Here is a 23,685-nt window from a genome sequence, read left to right as displayed (position 1 = left end):
TGCCAGGGCGTGGCAGGATGGCCTCATGTCGATCAGAAAGGGCGATGCCGCGTAGGCGTCCCAGGGCCGTCCGTGCAGAGCGGTGGCGGCCACGATGGCAGTATCCGGTCTTGAGGGTTCCCGGTGTCTCCGCACGGACCCGTGCAGCAATCCGTCGGGTCGAAGACCACGAGATGTGGCCCAACGCGGTATCTAAAGCACTCTTGTGTTTCGAGTGGGCGTTCAAGGAGCCCGGACGCTACCTGGACGCCTCCACGTTTGATTCGCCTGGGGTGGCAGATGCCCGTGATGACCTGGAGTGGGCGATGCTGTACCTTCCGCCTGGCGCCAAACGGGACTTGGGTCGAATGATCACGCGTATCGATGAGGAATTCGAGCGCCGTACCTTGCCGGAGCCCAACTGCAACGAGTGGGCGACCACGCGCTGGTGGTGGACCAGAATGCGGGAACGCTGACGGTCCCCGAGGTGACCGCCCCGCCCTGCAAGCGAACGATCCCTTCACCTTCCGCGACAACGGCCCAAGACACGGCGAACGAAGATCAGCATGGCTCGGCCGCCGCCAAGCTGCGACAATGCAGTTTCCCAAGCGGAGGACACTTGTTCGTCTTCGTGTGCGCGGGGTGCGGCGCCGAGCTGACCGCCCCGCTGTCTCAGGTCGCCCTGCCGGTCCACGCCCATCAGAAGTACGGGAACGGGATTCAGCTCCCAGTCCTCATGGAGTCGGGCACGTTCGCCGTGGAGCCGGAGCCTTCGGGGCCGCCGTGGCGGAGGTGGGAGGAGATCGATCCGGCTGAGGTGGCCGCTCGCGGCATCTACGCCCCGGTCTACGCCCTGTCCTTCGGTGCGCCCGGCGCGATGGTCATCGCGCCGGGAGACATTCGCGGCACCAGGCTGATCCCGGAGAGATGCGGTGGCTACTGCTGCGGTACCGACGGGGCCGACGGCTCCAACCTGGCCTGCGAGACGTGCGGCCTGCCCGTGGCGCGCAGAATCGACGACTGCTCGCTCTGGCAGGCGGTGTGGCTCGCCCCGGACGCCGTCCACCGCGTCCGCGTCGACGATGCTGATGTCGCGCCGCTTGCCTGGCCGGCACTGATGGCGGAGGGGAGGAGCACACCGCCGTTGGAGCCGATCACCGCCTGGGGAGGACCGCAGCTGGGGTTGCATCACTGGTGGTCCTGGAGCCCGCAATGGGAGGCGGCAGCCGGCCGGGCGCTCGCCCATCTGCTGGCGGCCTCGGAGGGCCGGCCGGTGACCGTCCCGGACGGCATGACCGAGAAAGTGTTCCAACGCGCCCTCGACGCCCTGCTGCCCACAGGTCCGTCGGCGCGGCGCGCCGTCCTCCACGGGCCGGGGCTGCCCGCCCCCGACGCGGACGTCGACATCCTCCTCGTGCCGGTCCATCCACAGACGGGGGAGACCTGGTCCCCAGCCAAGCCGGCCGCCTCCGCACACCTGGTGCCGCTGCCGTTCGGGGTGTGGCTATGGTTGGTCTTCCCTGAGCCGCACCTGCCCGCTCCTGCCTCGGGCATCATGCCCGACGGCGTCCTCCGCGACGATCCGCCCGCACCTTGCCCCCGTAGCCTCTTCCGAGCCGACCCGGGAGTGTTCCAGCACACTCTCGTGCGGATTCCAGCCGTCCGCAGCCAGTGGCTGCGCGACACCCTCAGGAACTTCACGCAGGACATACGCGCCCGCCTCTTCTGACCGGCTGGCCGAAGACACCGACGCCCAACCTCCAACCTTTCCAGTGATTGTGCTGCTGCAATCGAACAGTGCCAGATGTACGCGATCACCGCTTCTGGTCCACGTGGTGGGAGTGGCCGGTCGCGCCTGATGTCCCAAGCCGGCCCCTTCAGCCGGCCGCACACCAACCGCGGAGCGGGTCAGATCCTGGCGCGACGTGATGGAACTTCGGTGCTCCCGGGCCCGCGAACTGCACGCCGTTGCCCGGACCGACCCGAAGAGGCGCCCACGCCACGCCACGTCACGGACCGGGACGAGGGTGCCATCCACGATCCACACCCGCTCTGGAGCATCGGCCGAACGGGAAGCCGGCTCGAGCGCGAGCAGCGGTCCCAGTCGCTGGATCACACGGCAGACCGTGGGGGAGGAGACGTTGAACACGGGACCCAACTGCCGCGTGGTCAGGGTCGTTCGGTACTACACCGCGACGATCAAAACTCGCTCGGCAGGCGGCAGGCGGCAGGCGGCGAGCGGCAGGGCGGCAGGTGGCAACGACCACGGCCGGCCCGGCCGCGTGCCGTAGCCGCCCCGTAATCGTCAAGAGCTGTGTTTCAGTCAAGCGCTTCGGCTTGCGTTCGGCGGCGCGGCCTGAAGGTGCTGGACGGCCTCGGCTGCGGTGTAGGAGGAGGCGAAGGTGAACGCGCGGGGGGACGGCCCGTGCGCCCGCAGGTCAGCCAGCCGCTCCAGGGCCTCGTCGACGGTCGGGAGATGGCCGGCGGGGACCCACCAGAGCACCAGATGCGCCTCTACGTGCCGTTCAAACCATTCGCGACGCCGCTGCATGGCCTCCAGGTGGCCGCTGCGGTAGGTGAAGTCCCACAGGGCTTCCTTGGTCTCCCACACCGACAGGGTGACGATGACGTCGTCGCCCGCCGGGCGCAGGCCGGTGGCATCGGCCGCTCCCTCCTCCACGAGCCGCCACACGAAGCCGGGCGCGGCGTCGGCGGAGGCGTTGACCGGGCCGAGCATCTCGACGAACTGCGCCGTGCGCGGGTCGTCAAGGGGATGTCGGAGCGTGGCGACGTTGAGGTGGGCGAGGTGGGCGGCATGCACGGATGCGGTCATGCCCCCATCCCAGCATGGCCCCGATTTCTATGTCAATCAATGTTGTTTTTAGAATTCTCGACCACCACGCAGCACTCCCCTGGCCGGGGGTCCATGCGGGCGCGGACGGGGCCGTCCGTGCCCAACAGCCCCTTCAGCAGGGCGAGATTCATGCCGCAGACCAATGGCGGGAAGCGCTCGGCGACGTCATGGAAGGGGCAGTTGCGCATACGCACGACACTCGTGGCCGCCCCCGACACCCCTGGGGCGTCTTCGGCGTCCTCCAGGCGTGGTTCGTAGCCGCGGGCGGCCAGCATCTCCATGGCCTCTTCAAGACCGCCGCAGGGCGCCGCCGAACCACGCAGGGCCTCACCCCGGCGGCGCGCCGCCGCACACAGCTCTGCATCCAGCCCGGCTTGCTCGGCCGCCTCGGCGAGCAGTTCGGCGGCAGTGCGGTAGTCGCGGGCCGGCAGCGACACCGACACCTCCGCCCGCGTACGCGTGTATACCTTGGCGGGACGGCCCGCCCCCGGTCCCGAGCGGCCCGACAGGCGGCGGCTGCCGCTCTCCAGCAGCCCGACCTCGGCCAGCCTGTCCAGATGGTGCGCGGCGAGCGTGCGCGCAACCCCGACCGCCTCGGCGGCCTCGTTGCGCCCGACCTCGCGGCCCTGCGCCGCCACGTACTCGTACAGGCGACGCCGCACCGGATCCTGCAACGCCGCGATCGCCTCAATGTCCTCCATCCGGCCATTCTAGAAACAACACAGGTTGGAGATAGAACGGCGGACCCGATCCCACCGAGACGAGCGCGTGCAGCCGGACCTCGTCGCCAACGACGTCAACACGGCATTCGCCGCCACGAACGGCCTCACCGTCGGTCTGAACGGCCCCACCCACCTGACCAGTAACCCCAAGTTCGACCCGGCGCTGCCCGGCCCTTGGCTGGTCGACCTCGCCCACGTCTGGGTGGGCGGCCGCGCCGTCGACGCCGACCGCCTTCCCTCACCGTTCACGCCGACCGGCGAGCACCCGACCGGCCCGGCCCCGTACGCCACCCCCACCGTCGCCTACGGGTGGAGCTCGGCTTCGAGGTCGCGCCGATCGATGCGTACGTGCGCACCTGCACCAGCAGCCACCTGGATCCCGGGTGCAAGCGGCTGCGCGACGCGTACGGGGAGACGATGGCCGACCTCGGCGTCACCACGGAGACGGGCGGGAGCGAGTTCTTGGACGCGATGGCCCGCTCCGAGGAGGTCGGCCCGGCCTTTGTCCTGGTGGCGAAGGTTATTATGTCGACGGCGAAGGGCGGGATCGGCAAGCTGAGGCGGCGCAAGCGGGGCCAGGTTCCGTACTACGAGCCGTGGCCGGCCCTGGAGCGCAGGACGTGGCGCCCCGAGACTCCGGCTGCTGTGCTGGCCAGCGTCCGGGTCAGCATGCACCGCAAGATGATGAAGACCGCCGCGGCGGCCGGCGTCTACCGCAGCGTCCCAACCTCTTGCCTCGATCAACCATCGACTGGCCGAGGCAGATGAGGCAGACCGCAAGGAGCGCCGGCTTTCAATCTTCATGCGCCACACCGAGGTCGTGACGCATGGCAGTCCTCATAGTTCGCAGGAGGTCCCAGACCTCGTACTGTGCCCGGGCCGCGGTCTCCATCGTTTCCCCTGGCCCAGGAGCACCGAGTTCGAGGCGCTTGACCTGACCGTAGACCTCGTTCAGGGCCTTGTTGACGGCACTCGCTGTCAGGAGCACCCCTTCAGGGGCGATCATCTGTGCTTCGGAGTATCGATCGCGGTGCGCGGTCTTCGCCTCGTTGAGTGCGTCCCTGTCGGCGTCCTCCACACCGCGCTCCCTCATGACATGTAGGTGGCGGTTGAGTGCGGTGGTGAACTGTCGGGCATCCCGGTTGAGTTCCACGTAGCAGGTGCGTCGGAGTGAACGGTTCTCACGGATCTCTTCATGCTCATGAACGAACTCTATTTCCCGGCGCTTTGCTCGTTCAGTGCCGCGTTGGGTGAGGAGTGATCCTCCCAGGGTCCCTGCGACGCCTGCCACCGCGATGATCACTGAGCTGAGATCCACCGGCACACTCCGCGAACTTCTTCGACCTCGTGCCCGCTGCACATGGCCCCAGGCCACCAAGTTTGCCGTTCCTCGGTGCGCCGGGGTTTGGTGCCCTTTTGCGGTGGATGGGGCGGCTGTATACCTCGCCGGTGGCAAGCACTCTGCCCACGTCATGACAGGTGGCCGGGCGATGATTCTCGGTTGTGAAGGAGAAGAGCCCTCAAAGCGGGTGGCCGTGAAGCGGGCAGAGGCGGGCGGGATACCTGCCAGCGGTGCAGCATCTGCTGACGAGGACTCCTCGCAACGGATCAAAGCCACCTACTGAAGACTGGCCTGGGCATACTGCGGACATGTCCACGGACGTGAGCGGGATGATCGAGTGCAGACCTCTGGCCCGGATCTTCGGGGAGGATGACGAAGATGCGGTGTGGCATGCCGCCATCGACCTCTTCCTCCTCAACACCGGCAACGCCTATGACGCGCTCGCCTGCCTCTTCGGCGTCCGTAACTCCTACGGATTCCGCCCCCTTTCCCAAGATCGCGGCCTGCCGGAGGGCGCCTCGAACGGGCTGCGAGCCGCGTTCGCCGCCTGGGGCGGGCCACAGGACACACACGGAACGACGTGGATCAGCTGGACCGAGCTGGCCGCTGCCGACTGGAACGAGACCGATTCATCCGGCACGCGCAGCCGCAGCACCGTCGCTGGGCCGGGCACCCACTGGGCGCCGGTCTGGGACGTGATGCGGACGCTGGCCGAACTCCACGGAGCTGACAACGTGCGACTCGTTGTCTGGTTCGACTGACCATCGAGCGCGCTCCCGCGCCGCAGCCGCCCGTCGCACCGCCGGTGCGACGGTCAGGGCGCGGGCCGAGGGCGGACGCGAGACGGGCTGGCGGGCGACCTGGCGCTTCATGAGCAACCATCCGTGCAAGGCCCCTTCCGCGTGGAGCCACACGCGGTCACTGGCGAGTCTTCCCGCCGGGGCGGTGAGTGAAGGCGTCTCGGTAGGCGGCCGGAGTCATGCCGATCTGACGGTTCAGGTGCTGGCGGAGTGACTCGCCGGAGCCGAGGCCGCTGCGCCGGGCCACGTTGTCGACGGTGAGATCGGTGGTCTCCAGCAGTTCACGGGCCCGCAGCAGCCGCTGCTGCAGCAGCCATTGGAACGGGGTCACACCTGTCTCGGTGGTGAAGCGGCGGGTCAAGGTCCGCACACTGACCTTGGCTTGCCCGGCCAGGTCCTGCAGGGATATCGCCCGGTCCAGATGCTGCAGTGCCCAGATGCGGGCCGCGTCCAGGGAGGAGTCGGTCCTGACCGGCAGCGGGGTTTGCACGAACTGCGCTTGCCCGCCGTGGCGTACCGGGGTGACGACGGCAGCGCGGGCCGCCGCGTTGGCCACGGCCGCGCCGTAGTCGCGGCTGATCAGGTGTAGGCACAGGTCGATCCCGGCGGCCGAGCCCGCGCCGGTGACGATCGGTCCGTCCTCGGCGAACAGCCGGTCGGCATCGACGCGCACCAGAGGGAAGGCGTGCTGCAGTTCCTCGGCCAGAGCCCAGTGGGTGGTGGCAGCACGGCCGTCGAGGAGTCCGGCTTGGGCAAGAACGAAGGCGCCGCTGCAGATCGAGGCGACACGCTTGCCCGCGGCGGCCGCCGCCCGCAAGGCCTCCAGTGCGGCCGGCTCGGCATCGTGCCGGCTGGCGGTTGAGGGGACGATCACCGTGTCCGCCGCTTCGACCGCCTGAAGATCGTGCCGGATCACCACCTCGATGCCACCGGAGGCGGCGACTGTACCGGGCGTGGCGGTGCACACCGTGACCTCATAGCCGGGGCGACCGTCGAGTTCGGCCGCGCCGAGCAGCGTCGACGGCATGGACAGGTCGAAGGGCTTGACCGCAGGGACGGCCAGGACGGCGACACGGTGCATGGCTGGATCCTTGGGTCTCGTGGCTTTCAGGCCACTGACCCTACCTCGCGTCCGCACGCCAGAGTTGGGCAAGCGATCGGGGCCCCGCGCACCACATCTCCTTTCAGGGAGAGTTCATTTGAGGACATCAGGAGACAACGTCATGACTGAATCAGTCGTCATCGGAGCGGGCGCGACCGGTGCCGCGACCGCGCGGCAACTGGCCGACGGCGGTGAGCGGGTCCGCCTCATCACGCGCAGCGGCAGTGGCCCTGACCACCCCGGCATTGATCGGATCGCCCTGGATGCGGAGCGCACTGACGAGCTGGCCGCGGCACTGGCCGGAGCGAACACGGTCTTCAACGCCGCCATGACCGCCTACCACACGTGGCCAGAGACGATGCCGGCCTTGTTCGCTTCTATCCTCGCCGCGACCGAACGGGCCGGGGCCGACTACGTGATGCTCGGCAACCACTACGGATACCAGCAGACCACCGGGCCGGTCACCGAGCGCACGCCGATGGCCCCGCACACTCGAAAAGGCCGGGTGAGGGCCGAGTTGTGGCGGCAGGCCAAGGAGGCCCACGACCAAGGGCGGCTGCGGGTCACCGAAGTGCGAGCCGGCCAGTACCTCGGCTCGGGCGCAGTGTCGGCGTTCACACTGCTGGTCGCGCCTCGGGTCCGCGACGGCGAACTGGCTCTCGTCCACGGCAATCCCGATGCGGCTCATTCGTTCTCCTACACCGAGGACGTCGCGGCGGCGCTGGTGGCGGTCAGCGGCGACACACGGGCATGGGGGCGGCCCTGGCACGCCCCGGTCATCACCACAACCCTGCGGCAGGCCGCGACCGCACTCGCCGGACTCCATGGAGCGCCCGAACCGCGGTTGGAGCCGCTCAGCGAACGGGATCTGACACTCCTGTCCTTCACCGATCCGCTGTGGCGCGAGTTCATCGAGATGAGCTACATGTCAGAGCGTCCGTTCATCGTGGACGACAGCGACATCCGGGACACCTTCGGGCTCGAGCCTTCAACGCTGCGCGAAGCGCTGGCGGCCTGATCCACGCGGAGACGGCCGGCCAGCCCCACGCCCGCCCAGGCTCTCAACCGGGTTAGGGCGGGCACGGGCCAGGCGACCAGGTCGGCGGGACGGTTTGCGAGCTGCCGTCTGCCCAGAGGGTCGCGGGTTGGGCGGCCGTCGCCTGGTCGAGAGGGTTCGGCCTGCGGCGGAGTCTGGGCGCCGACTGCTCTGATCAGGACGGCCGGGAGAAGGCCAGGGTGGCGGTGATGATGCTCCGCTTCGGGCCGATGGTTGTCTTGCCGACGTCGCCGCCCTGACCCGACGCGAACTCGAGGCGGGGACGCTGGCGAAAGTCTTGACGCTCCGCGCGTCAACCACACAGGCGGGTGGTTCGATGTCCTGGCCTTGCCTTCGCCTGCGGGGGGTCACAGAAGACTCCCGCGGTCCACACGTCGACGTCCGCCACAGGGGCTTTGCGGTGGCCCCGTGACGCGGCGAGCCGTCGGCCGGGACGGAATAGCAGGCCGAATTGGCCGTAGGGCAGGATCACAATCTCTATTCCCGAGGCTACTGGCTGATCGTCGATACCGCATCACTCCAATGGCCTAACTGGCCTGCTGTGCGCCGTTCACGCTATTACCCTTGAGGCCGGAATCAGGCGGGCAGGCTCGTTCCGTAGATACCTGTGACCAGTCCTGTGCCCTTCGTGACACCCGCTTCCGCACCGAAGGAGCTGCCATGGCTCGCGGAATTTCCCTCCACCTCGGCCTCAACGGCGTCGACCCCAACGAGTACGGCGGTTGGAACGGCAAGCTCATCGCTTGTGAAAACGACGCCCGTAGCATGGACCAGCTGGCCAAAGACGCTGGGTTCCAGGAGCGCACGACTTTGCTTACTTCCGACGCCACAGTCGACAATGTGACCACGGAACTGCGTAAGGCTGCGCGAGTTCTCACGGCCGGTGACCTGCTGTTCTTCACCTACTCAGGGCACGGGGGCCAGATACCGGACCTCAACGGCCCCGAGGACGAACCGGATCGACTCGACGAGACCATGTGTCTCTACGACCGGGAGTACATCGACGACGAGCTCTACAAGGAGTTCGAAGGCTTCGCAGAGGGTGTACGGATTCTCTGTCTCCTCGACTGCTGCCACAGCGGCAGCGGCGTTAAGGTTCGGGAGATTCTCACCCCGCAAGCCCTCGAAGAGCAGTTTCAGACAACCGACCCCAACGAGGTCGAGACGACAGCCAGGATCATGCCGTTGGACAAGCAGCGCGAGGTCTACGACCGAGATCAACAGCGCTACGATGACATCCAGCGCAAACTCAACGCCAGAGACACCCGTGACCTCGGGGCGACGGTTCTGCTCATCTCGGCGTGTCAGGACAATCAGCTGGCGGCGGACGGCTTCCAGAACGGTCTGTTCACTGGGACCTTGCTCCAGGTATGGAACGGTGGCAAGTTCCCCGGCGGCTACAAGGCATTCCACCGCGAGATCCTCAGCCAGATGCCGGCCACTCAGAGCCCGAACTTCTTCGTGACCGGTCACGCCAATACGCGGTTCATCCGCCAGCGACCCTTCACCATCTGAGAGGTCGTCTTATCCTGGCGTTTCCCCCCGCAGTCCGCTGCTTGGCCCTTGGTGCCGGGTCGTGCTCGCACCCAATCCCCTGACCGCATCAGGCACCGCTACTGACCAGTCGGCCAGGCGCGAAGACCTCGGTACTGAACCTCGCTCGTCACATCGGCCCCCGCACGGTCGTACGCCCGGCGTAATGGCTCCTACGTCAAAGTCGGCGAGTTCAGGGCGCGGTCGGCGCATAGGCTCTGCTGCTCACAATCGTGGGCGTCGTCGATCCGCAAAGCCACGCGTCGGCCGTGCCGGCAGCCTCGACGTACGTGCCGCAGGATCCACGCTCCTGCAGAGTGGGTGCTGGGGCGAGCCGCAGCAGGCGGTGGATACCCGGATTCGGACCCGCCTGATGGTGAGGGTGCTTCCCTGAAATCGGTTTGTCAGCGATCCCGTGGATGCCGACGTAGGTCGGAACGGGCCTCCACGGCCCGACGGCGAGTGTTGCGGGGCGGGCAGGCGCGCGTAACTCGGGCGGGCGCGCGCGTGGTCTGTTTGCTTCCGTTTCCCGGTCCGTGCGGTCTGTGTTCCATGGGCACGCCCGGTGCCGTCTGGAACCGTGGAGTTCATGACCATGACTCGCATTTCGGCGGCCCGCCTGGGCCGACTGGCTCTGACCGCGGGTGCCGGCCTCGCGCTCTTCATCGCGCTTCCCATGAGCAGTGCCCACGCTGCCGCCGGCACGTTCTTCTACAGCTCGTCGGTGGGGGACTTCCAGATCAAGGACCCGGCCCTCCGTACGTGCGAACCACTCCACGGGGGTGCGACCAGCGCCTCGAACCAGGCCAACGCCACCTCCACGCTCTACTTCGACAGCAACTGCGAAAACTCCTGGGGCAGCCTGCAGCCCGGCCAGTTCACCAGCTTCTTCGGCGACCTCCCACACAGCGTGAGATTCGGTTCGTAGCCGCCGCCTCCGCACAACGGCGGGACCCGTCTGGGTCTGCAGGCGGTGCTCAGGTCCTGTTGGACCTGGTGGAAGCGGAGGCTGCCATTCCGCCGGCCTGGCCGGCGGAATGGTGTCCGTCGCCCGGACGGGGGCCGGCTAGCGCAGATCGACGACCGTCCGCAGCTTGCCGCTGGTGGAGGTTCGCTCGAACGTCTCCCTCCGCACGGTCTCCACGGTGAAGGCCAGCAGACCCTCCGCCTCGGCCGCGGCCAGCTCCGTCACCTCGGCGAGGAGAGCCTCCCGCGCTGCCTCCGGGTCGCTCGCGTACTCCTCGTCGAGCCGGACCGTCACCACTTCCCGGCCGGAGCCGGACGCGACCAGCAACTGCATCTCACCGTGGTAGCCGAGGAGTTCCTGTGCGGCCCGCAGGATCCGCCGGTAGTTGACGAAGTACGTGCCGACGCGCACGACGTCGCCGTAGCGCCCCAGCAGTTCAAGCCTCGGCACGTGGCTGCCGCACGCGCAGGCGCCCTCCACCGCCCGGCCCAGATCACCGATCTCGTAGCGCTCCAGCCGCTGTCCGGCACGGGCCCGGGAGGTGAAGACCAGCCGTCCCGGCTCGCCAGGTGCCACCGGCCGGTCCGTGTGCGGGTCGAGGATCTCCAGCGTGTGCAGATCGGTCAGCACATGGTGGACCGCCCCCTCTCCCGCCGTGCACTGGTAGCCCAGCGGCCCCAGATCGGTGCTGCCGTACGCGGCGGAACGGATGACCTCGACACCGAACTCCTCGGTCAGCACCCGGCGTTGCTCGGGGGTGAAGTGCTCCCCGCCGTAGAACACCTTCCTGATCCCGCCGTACGCACGCAGCCGGTCCGCCTCGGCGTGGAACAGCTGCCACAAGTAGGACGGCATGCCGAAGAGGGTGTCCGCCCCGTGGGTGAGCAGTGCCTCGGCGGTCATGGCGTGGTCGGGACCCGCGGCCATCGGGATCTGTGTGGCCTTCAGGCGCTCCAGAATGGAGAAGAAGCTGATGAAACTCCCGTACATCCCGCCGCAGTAGAACAGGTTGGCCGCCCGGTCACGGGCCGGGTCGAAGCCGGCGGCGAGCAGCCCGTCGGCTGCGGCGCGCATCTGGTTGTCGTAGTCGTCGCAGGTGAACACCGACAGGGCGGGCGCGCCCGTGGAACCCCCGCTGCGGAAGTACAGGTGGGCGTCGCGCGGGTCCAGCGAGAGGAGAGCGCGCTGCACGCCTTCCTTGCCGAGCAGCGGCGCCTCGGGCGCCGGGGGCAGGACCGGGGGCGCCACCAGGTCGTCCAGGCAGGCGACGGTGCGGAACGCGTCGCCCGGCGCGCGCACGCTGACCCGACGGCTGTAGCGCTGCAACGCGTAGACCCCGTCGTGCGGTTCACCCTCGTAACCCTCCAGCATGGAGCCGACCGGGGTGACCCGGGTGACCCCCGCGGCGAAGAGGGCGCGCGACAGCCCGGCCACGTCCGCCGGGCTGCCGCCCACGGCCGCGGTCTGCAGGTAGCGGCGCATCGGCCGCAGTGTCGCCGTGACCGTGTGCCGGGGGAGTGGCTTCACCCAGACGCTGCGGTGCAGCGGGGAGGCGTCCAGCGTCGGCCGGGTGTCCGCCATCACCCGCCACGAGCCGTCGTCGGCGGCGAACACGCGGGTGAGGCCCAGGTGTTCTTCGAGCCGGGCCAGCTGCTGCACCGTGGTGATCTCCGCCTGCTCGGCCGGTCCGGGCAGTGGCGCGGGCAGGGCGCCGGACACCTTCGCCAGCCGCTCGGCGAACCGCCCGGCGAACGCGAAGACGTCGTCGGCGTCCGGCGTGTCGAGATAGACCACCTGAGGGCTGGAGCACGCCTGCTGTTCGAAGCGGCACACATCCCCGGCGAGCGCGTCGAGGGTGCTGTCGTCGGCCGCTGCTGCCCGGGTCAGGTAGGCGAAGGAGATGCGGTGCCCCCACTCGACGACCCGGCAGCCCGGCGGTGCGATGTCGCTCACCGCGCGTACGGCATCCTCTCCGCCCCAGACGGCGATCGCGTCGGCCTGCCCGCACACCGCCTGGATCCAGTCCCGCCGCGAGGACGGGAAGCGCAGGGCCACCACGCGCTCGGAGATCAGCCCGGTCGGGTCGGCGGCCCCGAGGGCGGCCAGCAGGTCCTGGGCGAGTGAGGTGTCGGAGCTGCTGGTCTTCAGGACGTTGACGTTGCCCGCCAGCAGGCCCTCGACGACGCTCAGGGGTGCCACGGCGGCAGCGTTCCCAGGCGCGATGTGCACCAGCAGGCCCACGGGCGCCCAGGACTCGTACACCGTCTCGCGGCCGTCCGGCCGGGTCAGCCGCTCCGGCCGCAGCCCGCCCAGTTCCCGGCGCAGCTTGCGTTCCAGCGCCCGCCGGGTGAGCGCGCCGGCCAGCTCGGCCAAGGTGGCCGCGGCCTCGGCGGCGGTCAGCTGCCCGGCCAGCCGGCCGTACAGGCCGGAGCCGGGATCGGCCAGATCACGGCTGACCGCGGCGCAGGCGCCGAGTACCACGTCGGTGGGCAGCGGACGTGCCAGGACCCGCCCGGCCGACTCCGCCAGCCCGGCGAGCCGTCGGCCGGCCTCGGCGTCGTCGATGAACTCGCCCTGCCAGAGGTGAAGTGCGGAGGTGGTCACGACATTCCCTTCATCAGTTCGGCGGCGGCGACCGCGCAACTGCGGTTGCGGCTCACCCCGGCACGGCCGTGCACGGTGAACCAGTCGGTGGACAGCGGGCAGGGGCAGTCCTCGCCCGGGTGCAGCGAGGCGAGGTCGCCCATCACGACGCTCTGCGCCGGCACGGCGGTGATGTACGGGCTGACCAGGTGAAGAAAGCCGCGCTCTCCGTACGGCAGCGGACGCAGCGTCGCCGTGTCGCGGACCGCCGCGCGTGACCACACCGGCACGTGCAGCCGGTGGTGTGCGCACTCGACGTACGGCACGCAGTGCTCGACGGAGCCGAACGTGTCCCGGACCCGGTCGCCCGGGATGCCGAGGCGTTCGGTGACCTCGGCGTAGAACACGTCCTTGCCGATCTGCCGGTCTGCATGGCCTTTCCAGCCGCCGCCGAGCACCACCAGCGATCCCTCGGGCAGCCGCAGCGGCGGCAGACCCATGGCCCTCATCCGTTCCAGGGTGAAATACAGGAAGGCCGGGAAGCCCAGGATGCGCACCGGTACGTCGTCGTCCGCGTACCGCTGGAGCGCCGCGATGCAGCCGTGCACGTCGAACTCGTGACCGGAGCCGGTGTGCCGCAGCGCGTGCGTGGTGTGCCGGGCCGGGGCGAAGTCACACAGGTAGTTGTCGGTGAACGACGTGCCCAGCTTCAGCGACGGCGCGGGCTCGTAGCTGTAGAGCAGGTAGTTGACCGGTTGGTCGGGGGTGATCCAGCCGTAGTGGTCGAAGATCCGGGCCACCATGCGCTGCGCCGAGCGGATCGTCCACTCGTCGAAGAACATCTGCGACTTCTGGCCCGTGGTGCCCGAGGAGGTCAGGTGCAGGAACACCTCCTCGCGGGGGATGGAGAGCACCTCGTGGCGCTTGAAGAAGGCGGCGGGCACGAGGGGGGTGCGCACGGTGCCGCCGATCGTGGGCGCCGGGGCCTCGGGCGTGTCCTGGAGCAGGGCGGCGTAGAACGCGGAGCGCTGGGCGTGCCAGGCATGGGTCTCGGCCATCGCCGCGGCGAACAGCTCGTCGGTGCCGGCTCCGGCCGAGTACGGCTCCGCCAGGTCGCACAGCCGTTGCACGTGGCCGAGCGCCACCGGGTCGGGGACCTCGACGGGAGCGAGATGGGGGTTCATCGGGACACCTCGTGAAGGGGCAGGTAGGTGGCGGTCCAGGCGCTCAGATAGGCGCCCAGGTACGGCCGGAGCAAGGGGCTGACGGCCGTCGTCCGGAAGTCGATCTGGCGGCTCGTGCGGGAGAGCACCACGTGGTCGTGAAAGCGGTCGTCGATGCGGCGCATGGCGGGATAGACCGCGCTCGGCACGAACCCCGAGGCGAGATAGACCTCCAGGGCCTCGGTGTCGGCCAGTGGGAGCAGCGTCTCGGCGTAGTCCGCGCCGGCCCGGGTGACCCTGGTCATCAGCGCCTCCAGCGAGCCGGTCACCGCGGCCGGGCGCGGGTGGACGGCGACGAGCGCGCAGCTCCCGGCCACCGGGTCGAGGTCCGCGTACGCCTCGAAGCCGCCGTCGGCCGCCACCAGGAGGGCGTTCGGGGTGTGCAGCGGGAAGAAGCGGTCGCCCGCCTCGGGGAACCGTTCCAGGAAGCGGCGGCGGACGAAGGCCGGAGCCTCGATCAGCTCGATCGGCGCGGCCGTACCGGTGGCGCGCACCGCACCGCCACCGGGGACGAACCCGGTGGCGCCGTAGTCGATGCCGATGCCGCCGGAGGCGGCGGACAGCAGCGCCGACAGCCGTTCCGGCACGTGCTCGACGGGGGCGCGGCGGTCCAGCACGCCGTCGGCGTAGCGGGCGAACAGCGCGAGGCTCTCACACCCCTCGACCTCGACCGCGTTGGGCAGCAGGCCCAGCGGCCGGAAGCCGTTGCGTACGACGACGTGCTGGGGGCCCTCGGTGACGACGCGGACGGTGGCGTACACCGAGTCGAGGCGGCCGGTGGCGAACGCTTCGTCGCAGACGGCACCGGTCAGCAGGGAAGCCAGCCCGCCGCCCCGGTGGCCGGGATGCACGGCGAGCCCGACGAGCTTGCCGATGCGGCTGCCCGGGTCGGTCTGTACGACGGCGGACCCGACGATGTCGGCGCGGTGCGTGCGGGCGGTGAGCCAGTGCGCGGTGCCGTCGGTGATCAGGCGGCGCATGACGGCCGGGTCACTGCCGAGCGGTACCGGGTAGCCGTGCCCGTACACGTCGAAGTACAACTGCCGCAGTTCCGCGATGTCCTGGACAGCGGCGGGGGAGACGACGACGCTCATGACATTTCCCCCGCCCGGGCCAGGGGCTGCGCCGCGGACGCCCGGGGTCCGTCGGCGCCGGCCCGTCCGCCGGCCCACCACAGTGCCAGCGCGACCGGCACGAGACCCGCGCCCTGCACCAGGCAGAGCGTGCGGGCCGTCAGATGGTCACCCAACGCGCCGAAGACGAGTGAGGCGACGGGGAACGTGGCACCGAGCAGCGCCTGCATGACCGCGAAGAACTCCGCTTTGTCGTCGGCTGGCACCAGGCGCTGGAACAACGCGACGAACCGGACGCCGATCACGCCGATGCACCAGCCGACGACGGCCAGGGCACCCAATGCCACGGCGTGCCCGGGGAAGAGGCCCGGCAGCCCGAGGGCCGCGGCCGTCACGGTCAGACTCACGGTGCCGACGGTGACGGGGCGCCCCGGAACGCGGGCACCGGTGAAGGATCCGACGAGCGTGCCCGCGCCGAGGGCGGCCTCCAGCGAAGCCACGGTCGTGCCGGTGGAGTGCAGTACACCCCGTGTGTAGAGCGGCATCACGACGTAGACGGCGGTGGTGAAGACGTTGGCGGCGGCGAAGCAGACCAGCACACGGCGGATGAACGGGAGTCCGGCCAGGACCTGGCGCAGCGTCCGCGGTGCGGGCGCCGTGCCGCTGTGCGGTCCGTGCGTCCCGGCCATGGCGTGCGGGAAGCGCGCCGAGAGGACCAGCAGGGCCGCGAGCAGGTAGGCGGCCGCGCAGGCGGCGACGACGCCCGCGAGTCCGCCCGCTTCGACCGCGAGCGGCCCGAGCAGTCCTCCGCCGAGCCCGGCGACCGACTGGGTGGACAGCTCGAATCCGGTGGCCGCCTCGATGTCGGCGTCCTCGACGAGTTCCGGCACCGATGTCGTCAGGCACGGGTCGAAGAGCGCCTGACAGGCAGCCAGCGCCAGCCCCACCGCGTAGATCGCGGCCGCCGGCAGTGGCCGTGACTGCGCCAGGACGGCGGCCACCGTGGCCGCCGCGCCGGCCGCGCCCGCCGCGCCGGCCAGCACCGTCCGATGGGCGTGACGTGCGACGATGCGGGCGACCACGGGGGCGAGCGCGACCGCTGGCAGCGTGCTGACCATGAGGAAGAGGCCCGAGTCGAGCCCGCGGTGCCCGCCGCCCGCGAATCCGACCAGCCACCAGACCGCGCCGACCTGGAACATCCTGCTCGCGGCCTGGGTGAGGAGCTGACCGGCCCAGACCCGGCCGAACGACGCGTTGCGCAGTACGAGGGGCAGACGGCGTGTGCGGGACCCCACCGCGTTCATGAATGCGGCCGTTCGTCGATGACGCGGATGAGCTTGCCCGTACGGGGGTTGACGGCCAGGTCCTGGTGCCGCACCCATTGGACGGTGAGCGGGTTCACATGACCGGCAGCGGTCGCGTTTCGATAGAGCGGGCGTTGCGCCAGGACGGCAGTGGCGACGGCATCCGCCAACGCGTCGTTCCCGACGCCGGGTTCACCCGTCGCGAGCCGCAGTACCAAGCCGTCCCGGCCGTTGCTGCGGCGCACCACGAGTTGCAGCCCCGTCACCTCACCGGCCGTGTCGGCAGCCATGACGATGTCGTGGACGTCCTGGGTGTAGAGGGAGACGGGACCGACCCGCACGCCCTCCTCGGCGCGGCCCAGGATGCGGAAGACACCGGCGTTCCGGTCCACCCACTCGGCCCGGTCACCGGCCGGATAGCGCAGCACCGGCATGAGCCGTCTGCGCAGGTCGGTGACGACCAGCCGTCCCGGAACGCCGTCGCTGCTGACGGGCCGGTCGGTCTCCTCGTCGAGGATCTCGACCATCGTGTACGGGGTGAACACGCGGTGCACGCGCGGGTCACCGCCGGGCACGGCCTCCCCGAGCAGCCCGGCGTCCACGCTGGCGTAGCCGAGGGAGCGCACCTGTGCCTTCGGGAACGCACCTGAGAGCAGGGGGAGTTGGTCGCCGAAGAGGCATTCACCGCCGAAGAACAGCAGCTCCACGTCCGGAAGCGAACGGCCGGCAACGGTGAGGCGCTCGGCGAGGGAGCACAGGGTGGTGGGCGTTCCGGCGACGACCTGGACCTGGAATTCCTCCAGGGTGGCGGCGGTGGATTCCCAGGGCGCCGCGCCGCCGATGGGGAGGCGGACGTTGGCCGCCGGGGAACGGTGCAGCGAGTCCAGGATGAAGCTGAAACTGGCGTACAGGTCACCTGCGTAGAACAGATCGGCGACCCGATGTCCGGGTCGCAGACCGGCATTGACGAGTCCGGCGCCGAACGCCGTGGTGAACTCCCGCCATTCGGTGCGGGTGTAGTAGGAGAACTTCGGGGATCCGGTGGTGCCGCCGCTGCGGAAGACGACCGCCTCGTGGAGCGGCGCGGTCAGCAGCCGGTTGTCCCGGGGCGAGTTGGCCCGCCAGAAGTCCGCCTGTGGCACCACCGGAAGGTCCGTGAGGTGTGCCACGTGACTGGGCAGGTGAGCGTAGAGCTCACGATAGAAAGGCGAGTTGTGGCGCGCGAAGCGTATGAGCTCCGTGAGTGGTTGAACGGGCATCAATTCCTGCTCGGAGGCGTGAACCGCCGGAATGGAAAAAGCCGACGGTGATACGACGAGTGGGGCCGCTCCGGTACGGAGGACGGCCTTGTCGTTGACCATTTCAATCAACGGTGCACCGCGCTGAACGGGGCATCCGGAGCAGAAGGATATCTCAACATTCGGAACGCGCTTGCGTGAACTAGCCACGTAGGCAAGAGGGTTCAGGCGACGGGCGGACGAGTTGTGACTGCTTCTGGTTCCCTCAGAACCGGAGATGCCCGTCACATGCAACCGCTCTTCATAAGAAATTGTTGAACACCCCTCAAGTGCCCTTTATGAGAGGCGGGTCCGCGGCGCCATCGGACGAGCAGCGGAACTGGCTTGGACTGTGGGGGTGAACGGGAAGGGTTCCGCGCCACCCGGCGGACGGTGCTCGATGACGACCTGGAGGCCGTCCCAGGTGTTGACCCGCGGCCGTCGCCGTACGCGGCAGGCCGACAGGACCCTTACCGCATAGCGCACATCCGCCGCCTGAGGGCGGGCACAGGCAGGAGCAGCGGGAGGACGCCGCCATTGTCCGTGACACCGGATTTTGACCGTTTGCCATTCAAGTGGGAACCGGAAATTTTCCATGTTGATAAGGAGGTCCTGGACAGGCACTGCGCTTGTAATCTCAGTCGCATGGCTGAAGCGAGTAGCGGGGGGCAGCCTGTGCCCGACGACGGCGATCCCGGTCCTGCGACCGGTTCCGACGGTGATGCTCCTGCGGACCCGGCACCTCAAAACCCGGAAGACTCCGGCGACGCCCCTGCTGACTCCACAGCGCCTTCGCCCACATGGGCGGAGATCGGCAGGGGAGTGGGTGCGGTGATCACGGTCATTGCCGCACTCGCGGGGCTGATTCTGGGGGTCAGAGCGGAGCAGCGTGCCGCTCGGGAGGAGGAGCGAGCGGCTGAACTGAGCCAGAAAGCCTTCGCCGAGCGGGTTGACCTTTACCGAACTCCGTCCGCGGTAGTCGTGATGAACGGCAACCCGCACCCGACGGAGACCCGTCTCTTCCTGCCGGGAAGGCGTCTTTGGTGGGATTTGCATTCACTCGAGCCTTGCAAGCAGATCAAGATCCCCACGGACACTTTGCGCGCCAGCTTGCGCAGCCGGTTGCCATCTGTGCAGGTCACCGACGAGGAGCTGTCAACACTGTGGTTGGAGTTCCAGGACCCTGACGGCAGGAGCTGGGCCCGTACCGGCGGGGGAGCGCTGGCCCCGTCTACATGGAAACCTGCATCGCTCGAGCACATGGTCGACCTTCGAGAGAGCTGGAACAAGGCCCCGGAGGACTCACCCATGTGTGGAGCCCCTTGAGGGCCTGCCGGCAAGCTGACTGCGATCGGTCTGCGCACCTCCGCGGTGGTCCAAGATCGATAGCAACTGGTCAAGGTCCGCTGGGCCGCCTCCTTGCGAGAGAATGATCTTGCCGCCGCCGTGTGTGCGGTGCTCCCCGCAGGTGCGGGGAGGGTCCACAGCGTCGTCCACCAGCCTCCAGGGCCGTCGGCACTGTCGTAACACCAGGCTGGGCAGTGGACGCAGGCTTCGGGCTCGGCGAGGAGGTCGCGGTCGACTCGCGGTGGCCAGGTGGCTGCGGTTCGGGCCCAGCGCCGTGATGCGGCTGTGGAGGTCTTCCGGGGGCTATCGGGTTCTGAAGCGGCGGTAGAGGTTTCGGGCCACGTACACGCCCGGGCCGCCGAACCCGATGATGTCGACGCGTCCGTCGCCGGTGATGTCGGCGAGGAATCGGGGGTGGCGGTCGACCCGCCAGGCGCCGGCGTCGTCGGAGTAGCCGAAGCCGCGGCATACCAGCTGGGCTTGCTCGAACCGGCCGTCGCCGCGGTTGTGTGACACCCAGACCCCCTCGTCGCCGAAGCCGACGATGTCCGGGGTGCCGTCGCCGGTGACGTCGGCGAGGAAGCGAAGGTGCCTCTTACTTGTCCACCCCTGGGCGCGCCCGAAGTCGTTCAGGACGAGCTGCGAGGGCTCGAACGAGCCGTTGCCGCGCCCGCGTGCGACGACGACGCCCTGCGGGCCGAACCCGATGATGTCCGCGGCTCCGCCACCAGTGGTCGCGAGCAGGAAGCGAGGGTGGTCCTCGACCGAGTTCCACCCCTGGTCGACCCCGAATTCGTCCAGGATGTACAACGGCTCGGCGAACGTGCCTTCCTCGTCCTGGAGCGAGATCCAGACGCCGTCGTCGTGGCAGCCGACGATGTCGGCGCGTCCGTCACCGGTGGTGTCGACGAGGAAGCGGGGATGCTTGTCGGCGAGCCACCCGCCCGCCTTCTCGTTGTGGCCGAACGCCCGGAGGGCCGGCTCGTCGGTGAGCGGTGTGAACGTGCCTTCCTCGTCCTGGAGCGAGATCCAGACGCCGTCGTCGTGGCAGCCGACGATGTCGGCGCGCCCGTCACCGGTGGTGTCGACGAGGAAGCGGGGATGCTTGTCGGCGAGCCACCCGCCCGCCTGCTGCCCGTGTCCGAACGCCTCGAGGGCCAGCTTGCCGCCCGCGGGCTTGAACTTCCCGTCCTCGTCCTGAGAAGACACCCTGACACCGTCGGCGGCGAGTACGACGACGTCGCGTCGGCCGCCGCCCGTCGTGTCCACGAGGGTCCACAGGTCCGCGGGACTCGCAGCGGGTGCGGGTGGGTGCAGGACGCGCTCGGCTTCGTCGAACGTCCCGTCGCCCCTGCTCGACGACGTCACGGCCCCCTTCGCGGGTTTGAGACCGACGATGTCCGCCCGCCCCGCTCCGGTGGGGTCGGCGACGAAACGCGCACCGAGCCCGGCCCACCAGCCCTGCCGTCCACCGGGTGAGCAGTTGGGCCCGTCGTTCTTCCATCCGCCGGCGGCCTGGTCGCTGCCGAACTGCTCGAGGACGAGCAGCATGTTGCTGAAAGAGGGTGACGCGTCGGGTGCCGGCCGCAGTGCGGTCGAGCGGGCCAGCCGCCACGACTGGCGGCTGGTCCAGTGGCTGAGGGGTGCCCAGCGCAGCGCGGGGTCGCTGGTGCGCTCGGGCTTTGCCGTCACGAACCGCCAGCGCTGTGTCTCCGCGCTGTCGTCGTACTCGCTCAGGACGACTCGAGTGTCCTCGTCGCCGGGGGCGGCGAGGTCGAGGACGGCGCCGTCGGTCGCGTCTTCGATGAAGTACAGGCCCGCCTCGCCCTGGATGGCGATGACGCGCCAGTGCTGGTTCTTCTTGCCGGCGGTGGCGTCCCACTGGCGGACGCCGCGGTCGGCGGCGGCGGGGTTGTCGAGCACCTTGCCGTCGGCCGCGTTGCGGATCACATATGCCTGTTCACCTTGCGCGGCTCGCACGGGAGTGAGCTGCCACTGCTGCGGGCTCGGGCCGCCGTCCGGGACGTCGCGGACGACGAGCGCCCCGTCCGCGCCCGGCGCGGCCTTGGTGCCGAGGGTCTTCCCCGTGGCGGCGTTGACGATCTGGAGCTTCAGTTGTTCCGTGGGCACGGGCATGGTGGTGCCTCTTCCAGGCGGTTGGGGCATGGGCTCGGGGCGTGCGTGGCATGGTGGGCGTGACATGGCGGACATGGCGGACATGGCATGGCGGCCGTGGCGGAGCGGGGCGGGGGCTGCGGATCACGTGAAGACGTGGTGGTACGGGACGTCCCACTCGTTGGCCAGCCGCGGGTAGAACGTGTTGATGACCGTTCCTGTGAAGTCCCCGCCCCAGTTGTAGGTGACCCGCACCTCGCCGTCGGCCGCCACCGCGTGGTCCTTGAACCCGAGGATGGCGTCCGGGTGGGTGATCGGCACGAACGTGATACCGCCCCACGGCGTCACCGTGACGACCCAGAGCTGGGTGTCCTCCGGCGCGCCGTTCTTCCCGCGCCACTTGTCCCCGACCTTGTCCGGAAGGCCGACCTGGACGGTGTCGCACGTGCTCTTCGGCGCCTCCTGGTGGACAGTGATCCGCCGGCGCTGCGGCTTCGGCGTGCCGTCGTCGCCGCGGCCGGCGTCGACGCCGCCCGCACCGGCGGGCTTGGGCGACACCTGGCCCGCGGCGCTCTCGATCACGTACAGCGGCCGCTGCCCGAAGAACCCGGCAGGGGTGATGTACCAGAGGTGTCCCTTCGCCTCCTTGGTGGCTGAATCGAGTGCGGTGGCCAGTTTGACCCCCTTGTCGTGGCTCTCCTCCTTCAGTTCGACGGGCCGCAGGTAGCCGCCGTTGAAGGCGTGGACGAGCATGACCGGCCGGTTCTCGACCAGCGCCGCCACGATCGCGTTGTCGTAGCTGTTCACCGCTACCGGACCGCCGACCACCAGATTCGTCATCGCCGTGCGTTCTTGGGTGTACATCGCAGCAACCTCACCTGTTCTCAATGCGGGAACAATGCGTCTCACACTCGGCACCATGAATTGCGGGCGGAAATGAAGGCAGCAGGAGCAGATCATTCGAAACGGCTCCGAAAATGCACGGAAAGCCGCACGATGACCGTCTTCCGCGGCAACTTTTCATGCAGTGAAGCCTGGCGGGTCGGGGTTATTGGTGATCCACCCGGCCAAGTGGTCGACAGGTCCTCAAAGTACCCTCGGAATAGGCGTGTTGAGCGATCGCAACACCCTAATCACTCGAATGAGCGTGATACGCGGAGGCGTCTTCCAGGGAAATTCTGGCTGTGCTAGTTTCGATTGTCGGATCGCGCGCCCATGCCTTTTCCCATTCGTCGAGCGCGGTTCTACCGGAATCAGTCGAGGACGGGGAATGTCTTCCACCGCGTACAACTTGGCACGCGTCAAGCGCCAGCCGCTGACGAAGAAGAACCTGCAGGAACTCAACATTCAGCAGACGTGGCAGTCCATCCTGAACCACCCCAACCTGGTCTACGTCGACGACAACGGTGTGAAGCACAAGCCCACCGGGTTCTCCGTGAACAAGTCGAGCTTCGGCGTCTTCCCCGGCACCGCGCACCAACTGGGCTGGATCGCCTACATGAACCTCGGGGAGCCGCTGATCGAGGAGCGGTGCGACATCGGCCAGCCGCCGCCCGACACGTTCTCCTCGCGCGCCTACGTCAACCGCAGCCAGACGTCCGAGATGACCTTCACCGACTCGGTCGATTTCACCGTGTCGAACGGGGTCACGTGGCAGCTCCACGGGGAAGCCAAACTCACCTTCGGCGGCAGCGTAAGCGCGCAACTCCAGCTGATGCTGCAGAACCAGCTCCGGATGGACCTGCAGTCGCAGCTGCAGACGCAGTTGCGCAACGACATGACGAGCAAGAACACGACCACGGTCACCAACAAGAACAGCAAGGACAATGTCGGGGTCGACAACGCCAACGCCACGGACACGGGCACGACGAACTCGGCGGGGGCCTCCGCGGCGAACACGGTGACGAACTCGGTGGGGTTCACCACGCAGGGCAGCGCCACCGGGTCCGCGACGCTCAATGCCTCGTTGTTGCTGGGCATCTCCGGCTCGGTCGGCGGCTCCCTGACGACCAGCTGGGCCTCGAAATCGCAGGTCTCCGGCAAGGTCCCGCCGGGCTCCCGCGTGGAGACCATCGTCACGCAGCGGCGTTGCCGCAGGCTGTACTGCTACGAGATCCCGGTGACCTTCTCCGGGCTGATCGCGGTCAAGTACGACGTGCCGGTGGCGGTCCTGTCCCCGCCGCAGCCCGGGAACTACCCCGGCCTCGACCAGGTGGTCGCCCGCCCCGTCAGCGACGTCGATCTGGCCGATGGCGGCTTCCTGATGCACGGGCAGGCCGAGGTCGTCTCCGCTCTGGACGTCCACCACACGATGTTCGACTGCGAGAGCCTGACCGACAGCCACCGCGCACTGCACAAACAGCACCTCTGACCGGCGAGCGCCGCCGCCACCACGACGACAACCAGG

19 protein-coding genes and 1 pseudogene are annotated in these 23,685 nt (G+C 69.0%); 8 read left to right on the top strand and 12 right to left on the bottom strand.

Features of this window, described 5'->3' with window-relative positions; genetic code table 11:
* The first annotated feature begins 598 nt into the window (after window positions 1-598).
* Entirely contained in the window at window positions 599-1,708 is a 1,110-nt protein-coding gene (locus tag JK359_RS16535) for a hypothetical protein (protein WP_201836256.1), read from the top strand.
* Window positions 1,709-1,987: 279 nt separating this feature from the next.
* On the opposite strand, the pseudogene JK359_RS39090 reads toward JK359_RS16535, so the two are convergent.
* The 3 genes and pseudogenes from JK359_RS39090 to JK359_RS16525 form a co-directional block, all read right to left on the bottom strand.
* A pseudogene (locus JK359_RS39090) lies at window positions 1,988-2,260 on the bottom strand (helix-turn-helix domain-containing protein); the annotation flags it as partial.
* A gap of 42 nt (window positions 2,261-2,302) precedes the next feature.
* On the bottom strand, window positions 2,303-2,812 hold the full coding sequence (locus JK359_RS16530; protein ID WP_201836254.1) for a DUF3291 domain-containing protein: 510 nt from the start codon (window positions 2,810-2,812) through the stop codon (window positions 2,303-2,305).
* Window positions 2,813-2,844: 32 nt separating this feature from the next.
* Window positions 2,845-3,534, bottom strand: a complete 690-nt coding sequence (locus tag JK359_RS16525) for a helix-turn-helix transcriptional regulator (protein WP_201836253.1) — start codon at window positions 3,532-3,534, stop codon at window positions 2,845-2,847.
* 330 nt (window positions 3,535-3,864) lie between these two features.
* On the opposite strand from JK359_RS16525, the gene JK359_RS39085 reads away from it, so the two are divergent.
* Window positions 3,865-4,323 (top strand): hypothetical protein, encoded by a 459-nt coding sequence (locus tag JK359_RS39085; protein ID WP_236677956.1) that lies wholly within the window; start codon window positions 3,865-3,867, stop codon window positions 4,321-4,323.
* A 25-nt stretch (window positions 4,324-4,348) separates the two neighbouring features.
* Here JK359_RS39085 and JK359_RS16515 read toward each other — a convergent pair whose 3' ends face one another.
* Window positions 4,349-4,873 (bottom strand): hypothetical protein, encoded by a 525-nt coding sequence (locus JK359_RS16515; protein WP_307788127.1) that lies wholly within the window; start codon window positions 4,871-4,873, stop codon window positions 4,349-4,351.
* Between the two features lie 332 nt (window positions 4,874-5,205).
* Between JK359_RS16515 and JK359_RS16510 the strand changes: the two genes are divergently transcribed.
* The gene (locus tag JK359_RS16510) at window positions 5,206-5,658 is read left to right on the top strand and encodes a hypothetical protein (RefSeq protein WP_201836249.1); all 453 of its coding nucleotides are present in this window, start codon (window positions 5,206-5,208) and stop codon (window positions 5,656-5,658) included.
* 157 nt (window positions 5,659-5,815) lie between these two features.
* Here the strand turns inward: JK359_RS16510 and JK359_RS16505 are convergent, their stop codons facing one another.
* Window positions 5,816-6,778 carry a GlxA family transcriptional regulator gene (locus JK359_RS16505; RefSeq protein ID WP_201836248.1) on the bottom strand — a complete coding sequence of 321 codons (963 nt, stop codon included), beginning with the start codon at window positions 6,776-6,778 and terminating at the stop codon, window positions 5,816-5,818.
* A gap of 142 nt (window positions 6,779-6,920) precedes the next feature.
* Between JK359_RS16505 and JK359_RS16500 the strand changes: the two genes are divergently transcribed.
* From JK359_RS16500 to JK359_RS16490, 3 genes are all read left to right on the top strand, one after another.
* Complete coding sequence (locus JK359_RS16500) at window positions 6,921-7,817, top strand: NAD-dependent epimerase/dehydratase family protein (RefSeq protein ID WP_201836246.1); 897 nt, start codon at window positions 6,921-6,923, stop codon at window positions 7,815-7,817.
* A 699-nt stretch (window positions 7,818-8,516) separates the two neighbouring features.
* On the top strand, window positions 8,517-9,371 hold the full coding sequence (locus JK359_RS16495; RefSeq protein WP_201836244.1) for a caspase family protein: 855 nt from the start codon (window positions 8,517-8,519) through the stop codon (window positions 9,369-9,371).
* 613 nt (window positions 9,372-9,984) lie between these two features.
* Entirely contained in the window at window positions 9,985-10,317 is a 333-nt protein-coding gene (locus tag JK359_RS16490) for a hypothetical protein (protein WP_201836242.1), read from the top strand.
* 138 nt (window positions 10,318-10,455) lie between these two features.
* On the opposite strand, the gene JK359_RS16485 is transcribed toward JK359_RS16490, so the two are convergent.
* From JK359_RS16485 to JK359_RS16465, 5 genes are read right to left on the bottom strand one after another with little or no spacing between them, the layout of a single operon-like run.
* Entirely contained in the window at window positions 10,456-12,960 is a 2,505-nt protein-coding gene (locus tag JK359_RS16485) for an acyl-CoA reductase (RefSeq protein ID WP_201836240.1), read from the bottom strand.
* On the bottom strand, window positions 12,957-14,123 hold the full coding sequence (locus tag JK359_RS16480) for a LuxE/PaaK family acyltransferase (protein ID WP_201836238.1): 1,167 nt from the start codon (window positions 14,121-14,123) through the stop codon (window positions 12,957-12,959). The genes JK359_RS16485 and JK359_RS16480 overlap by 4 nt, the downstream gene beginning before the upstream one ends.
* A complete protein-coding gene (locus JK359_RS16475) occupies window positions 14,120-15,256 on the bottom strand; it encodes a GNAT family N-acetyltransferase (protein WP_201836237.1) in 1,137 nt (378 codons plus the stop codon). Before JK359_RS16475 ends, JK359_RS16480 begins: the two co-directional genes overlap by 4 nt.
* Entirely contained in the window at window positions 15,253-16,530 is a 1,278-nt protein-coding gene (locus JK359_RS16470) for an MFS transporter (protein WP_372445415.1), read from the bottom strand. Before JK359_RS16470 ends, JK359_RS16475 begins: the two co-directional genes overlap by 4 nt.
* Window positions 16,531-16,535: 5 nt before the next feature.
* Entirely contained in the window at window positions 16,536-17,798 is a 1,263-nt protein-coding gene (locus JK359_RS16465; RefSeq protein ID WP_201836234.1) for a phenylacetate--CoA ligase family protein, read from the bottom strand.
* Window positions 17,799-18,647: 849 nt separating this feature from the next.
* Between JK359_RS16465 and JK359_RS16460 the strand changes: the two genes are divergently transcribed.
* Window positions 18,648-19,142 (top strand): hypothetical protein, encoded by a 495-nt coding sequence (locus JK359_RS16460; protein ID WP_201836231.1) that lies wholly within the window; start codon window positions 18,648-18,650, stop codon window positions 19,140-19,142.
* A gap of 324 nt (window positions 19,143-19,466) precedes the next feature.
* Here JK359_RS16460 and JK359_RS16455 read toward each other — a convergent pair whose 3' ends face one another.
* The gene (locus tag JK359_RS16455; RefSeq protein WP_201836229.1) at window positions 19,467-21,299 is read right to left on the bottom strand and encodes an FG-GAP-like repeat-containing protein; all 1,833 of its coding nucleotides are present in this window, start codon (window positions 21,297-21,299) and stop codon (window positions 19,467-19,469) included.
* Between the two features lie 123 nt (window positions 21,300-21,422).
* Entirely contained in the window at window positions 21,423-22,142 is a 720-nt protein-coding gene (locus JK359_RS16450; protein ID WP_201836226.1) for a hypothetical protein, read from the bottom strand.
* 406 nt (window positions 22,143-22,548) lie between these two features.
* On the opposite strand from JK359_RS16450, the gene JK359_RS16445 reads away from it, so the two are divergent.
* Entirely contained in the window at window positions 22,549-23,649 is a 1,101-nt protein-coding gene (locus JK359_RS16445) for a hypothetical protein (RefSeq protein ID WP_201836224.1), read from the top strand.
* The last annotated feature ends 36 nt before the right edge of the window (window positions 23,650-23,685 follow it).

The sequence above is a fragment of the Streptomyces actinomycinicus genome (assembly GCF_016741775.1).
Classification (GTDB): domain Bacteria; phylum Actinomycetota; class Actinomycetes; order Streptomycetales; family Streptomycetaceae; genus Streptomyces; species Streptomyces actinomycinicus.
This window is presented reverse-complemented; position numbering and strand designations above follow the sequence as displayed.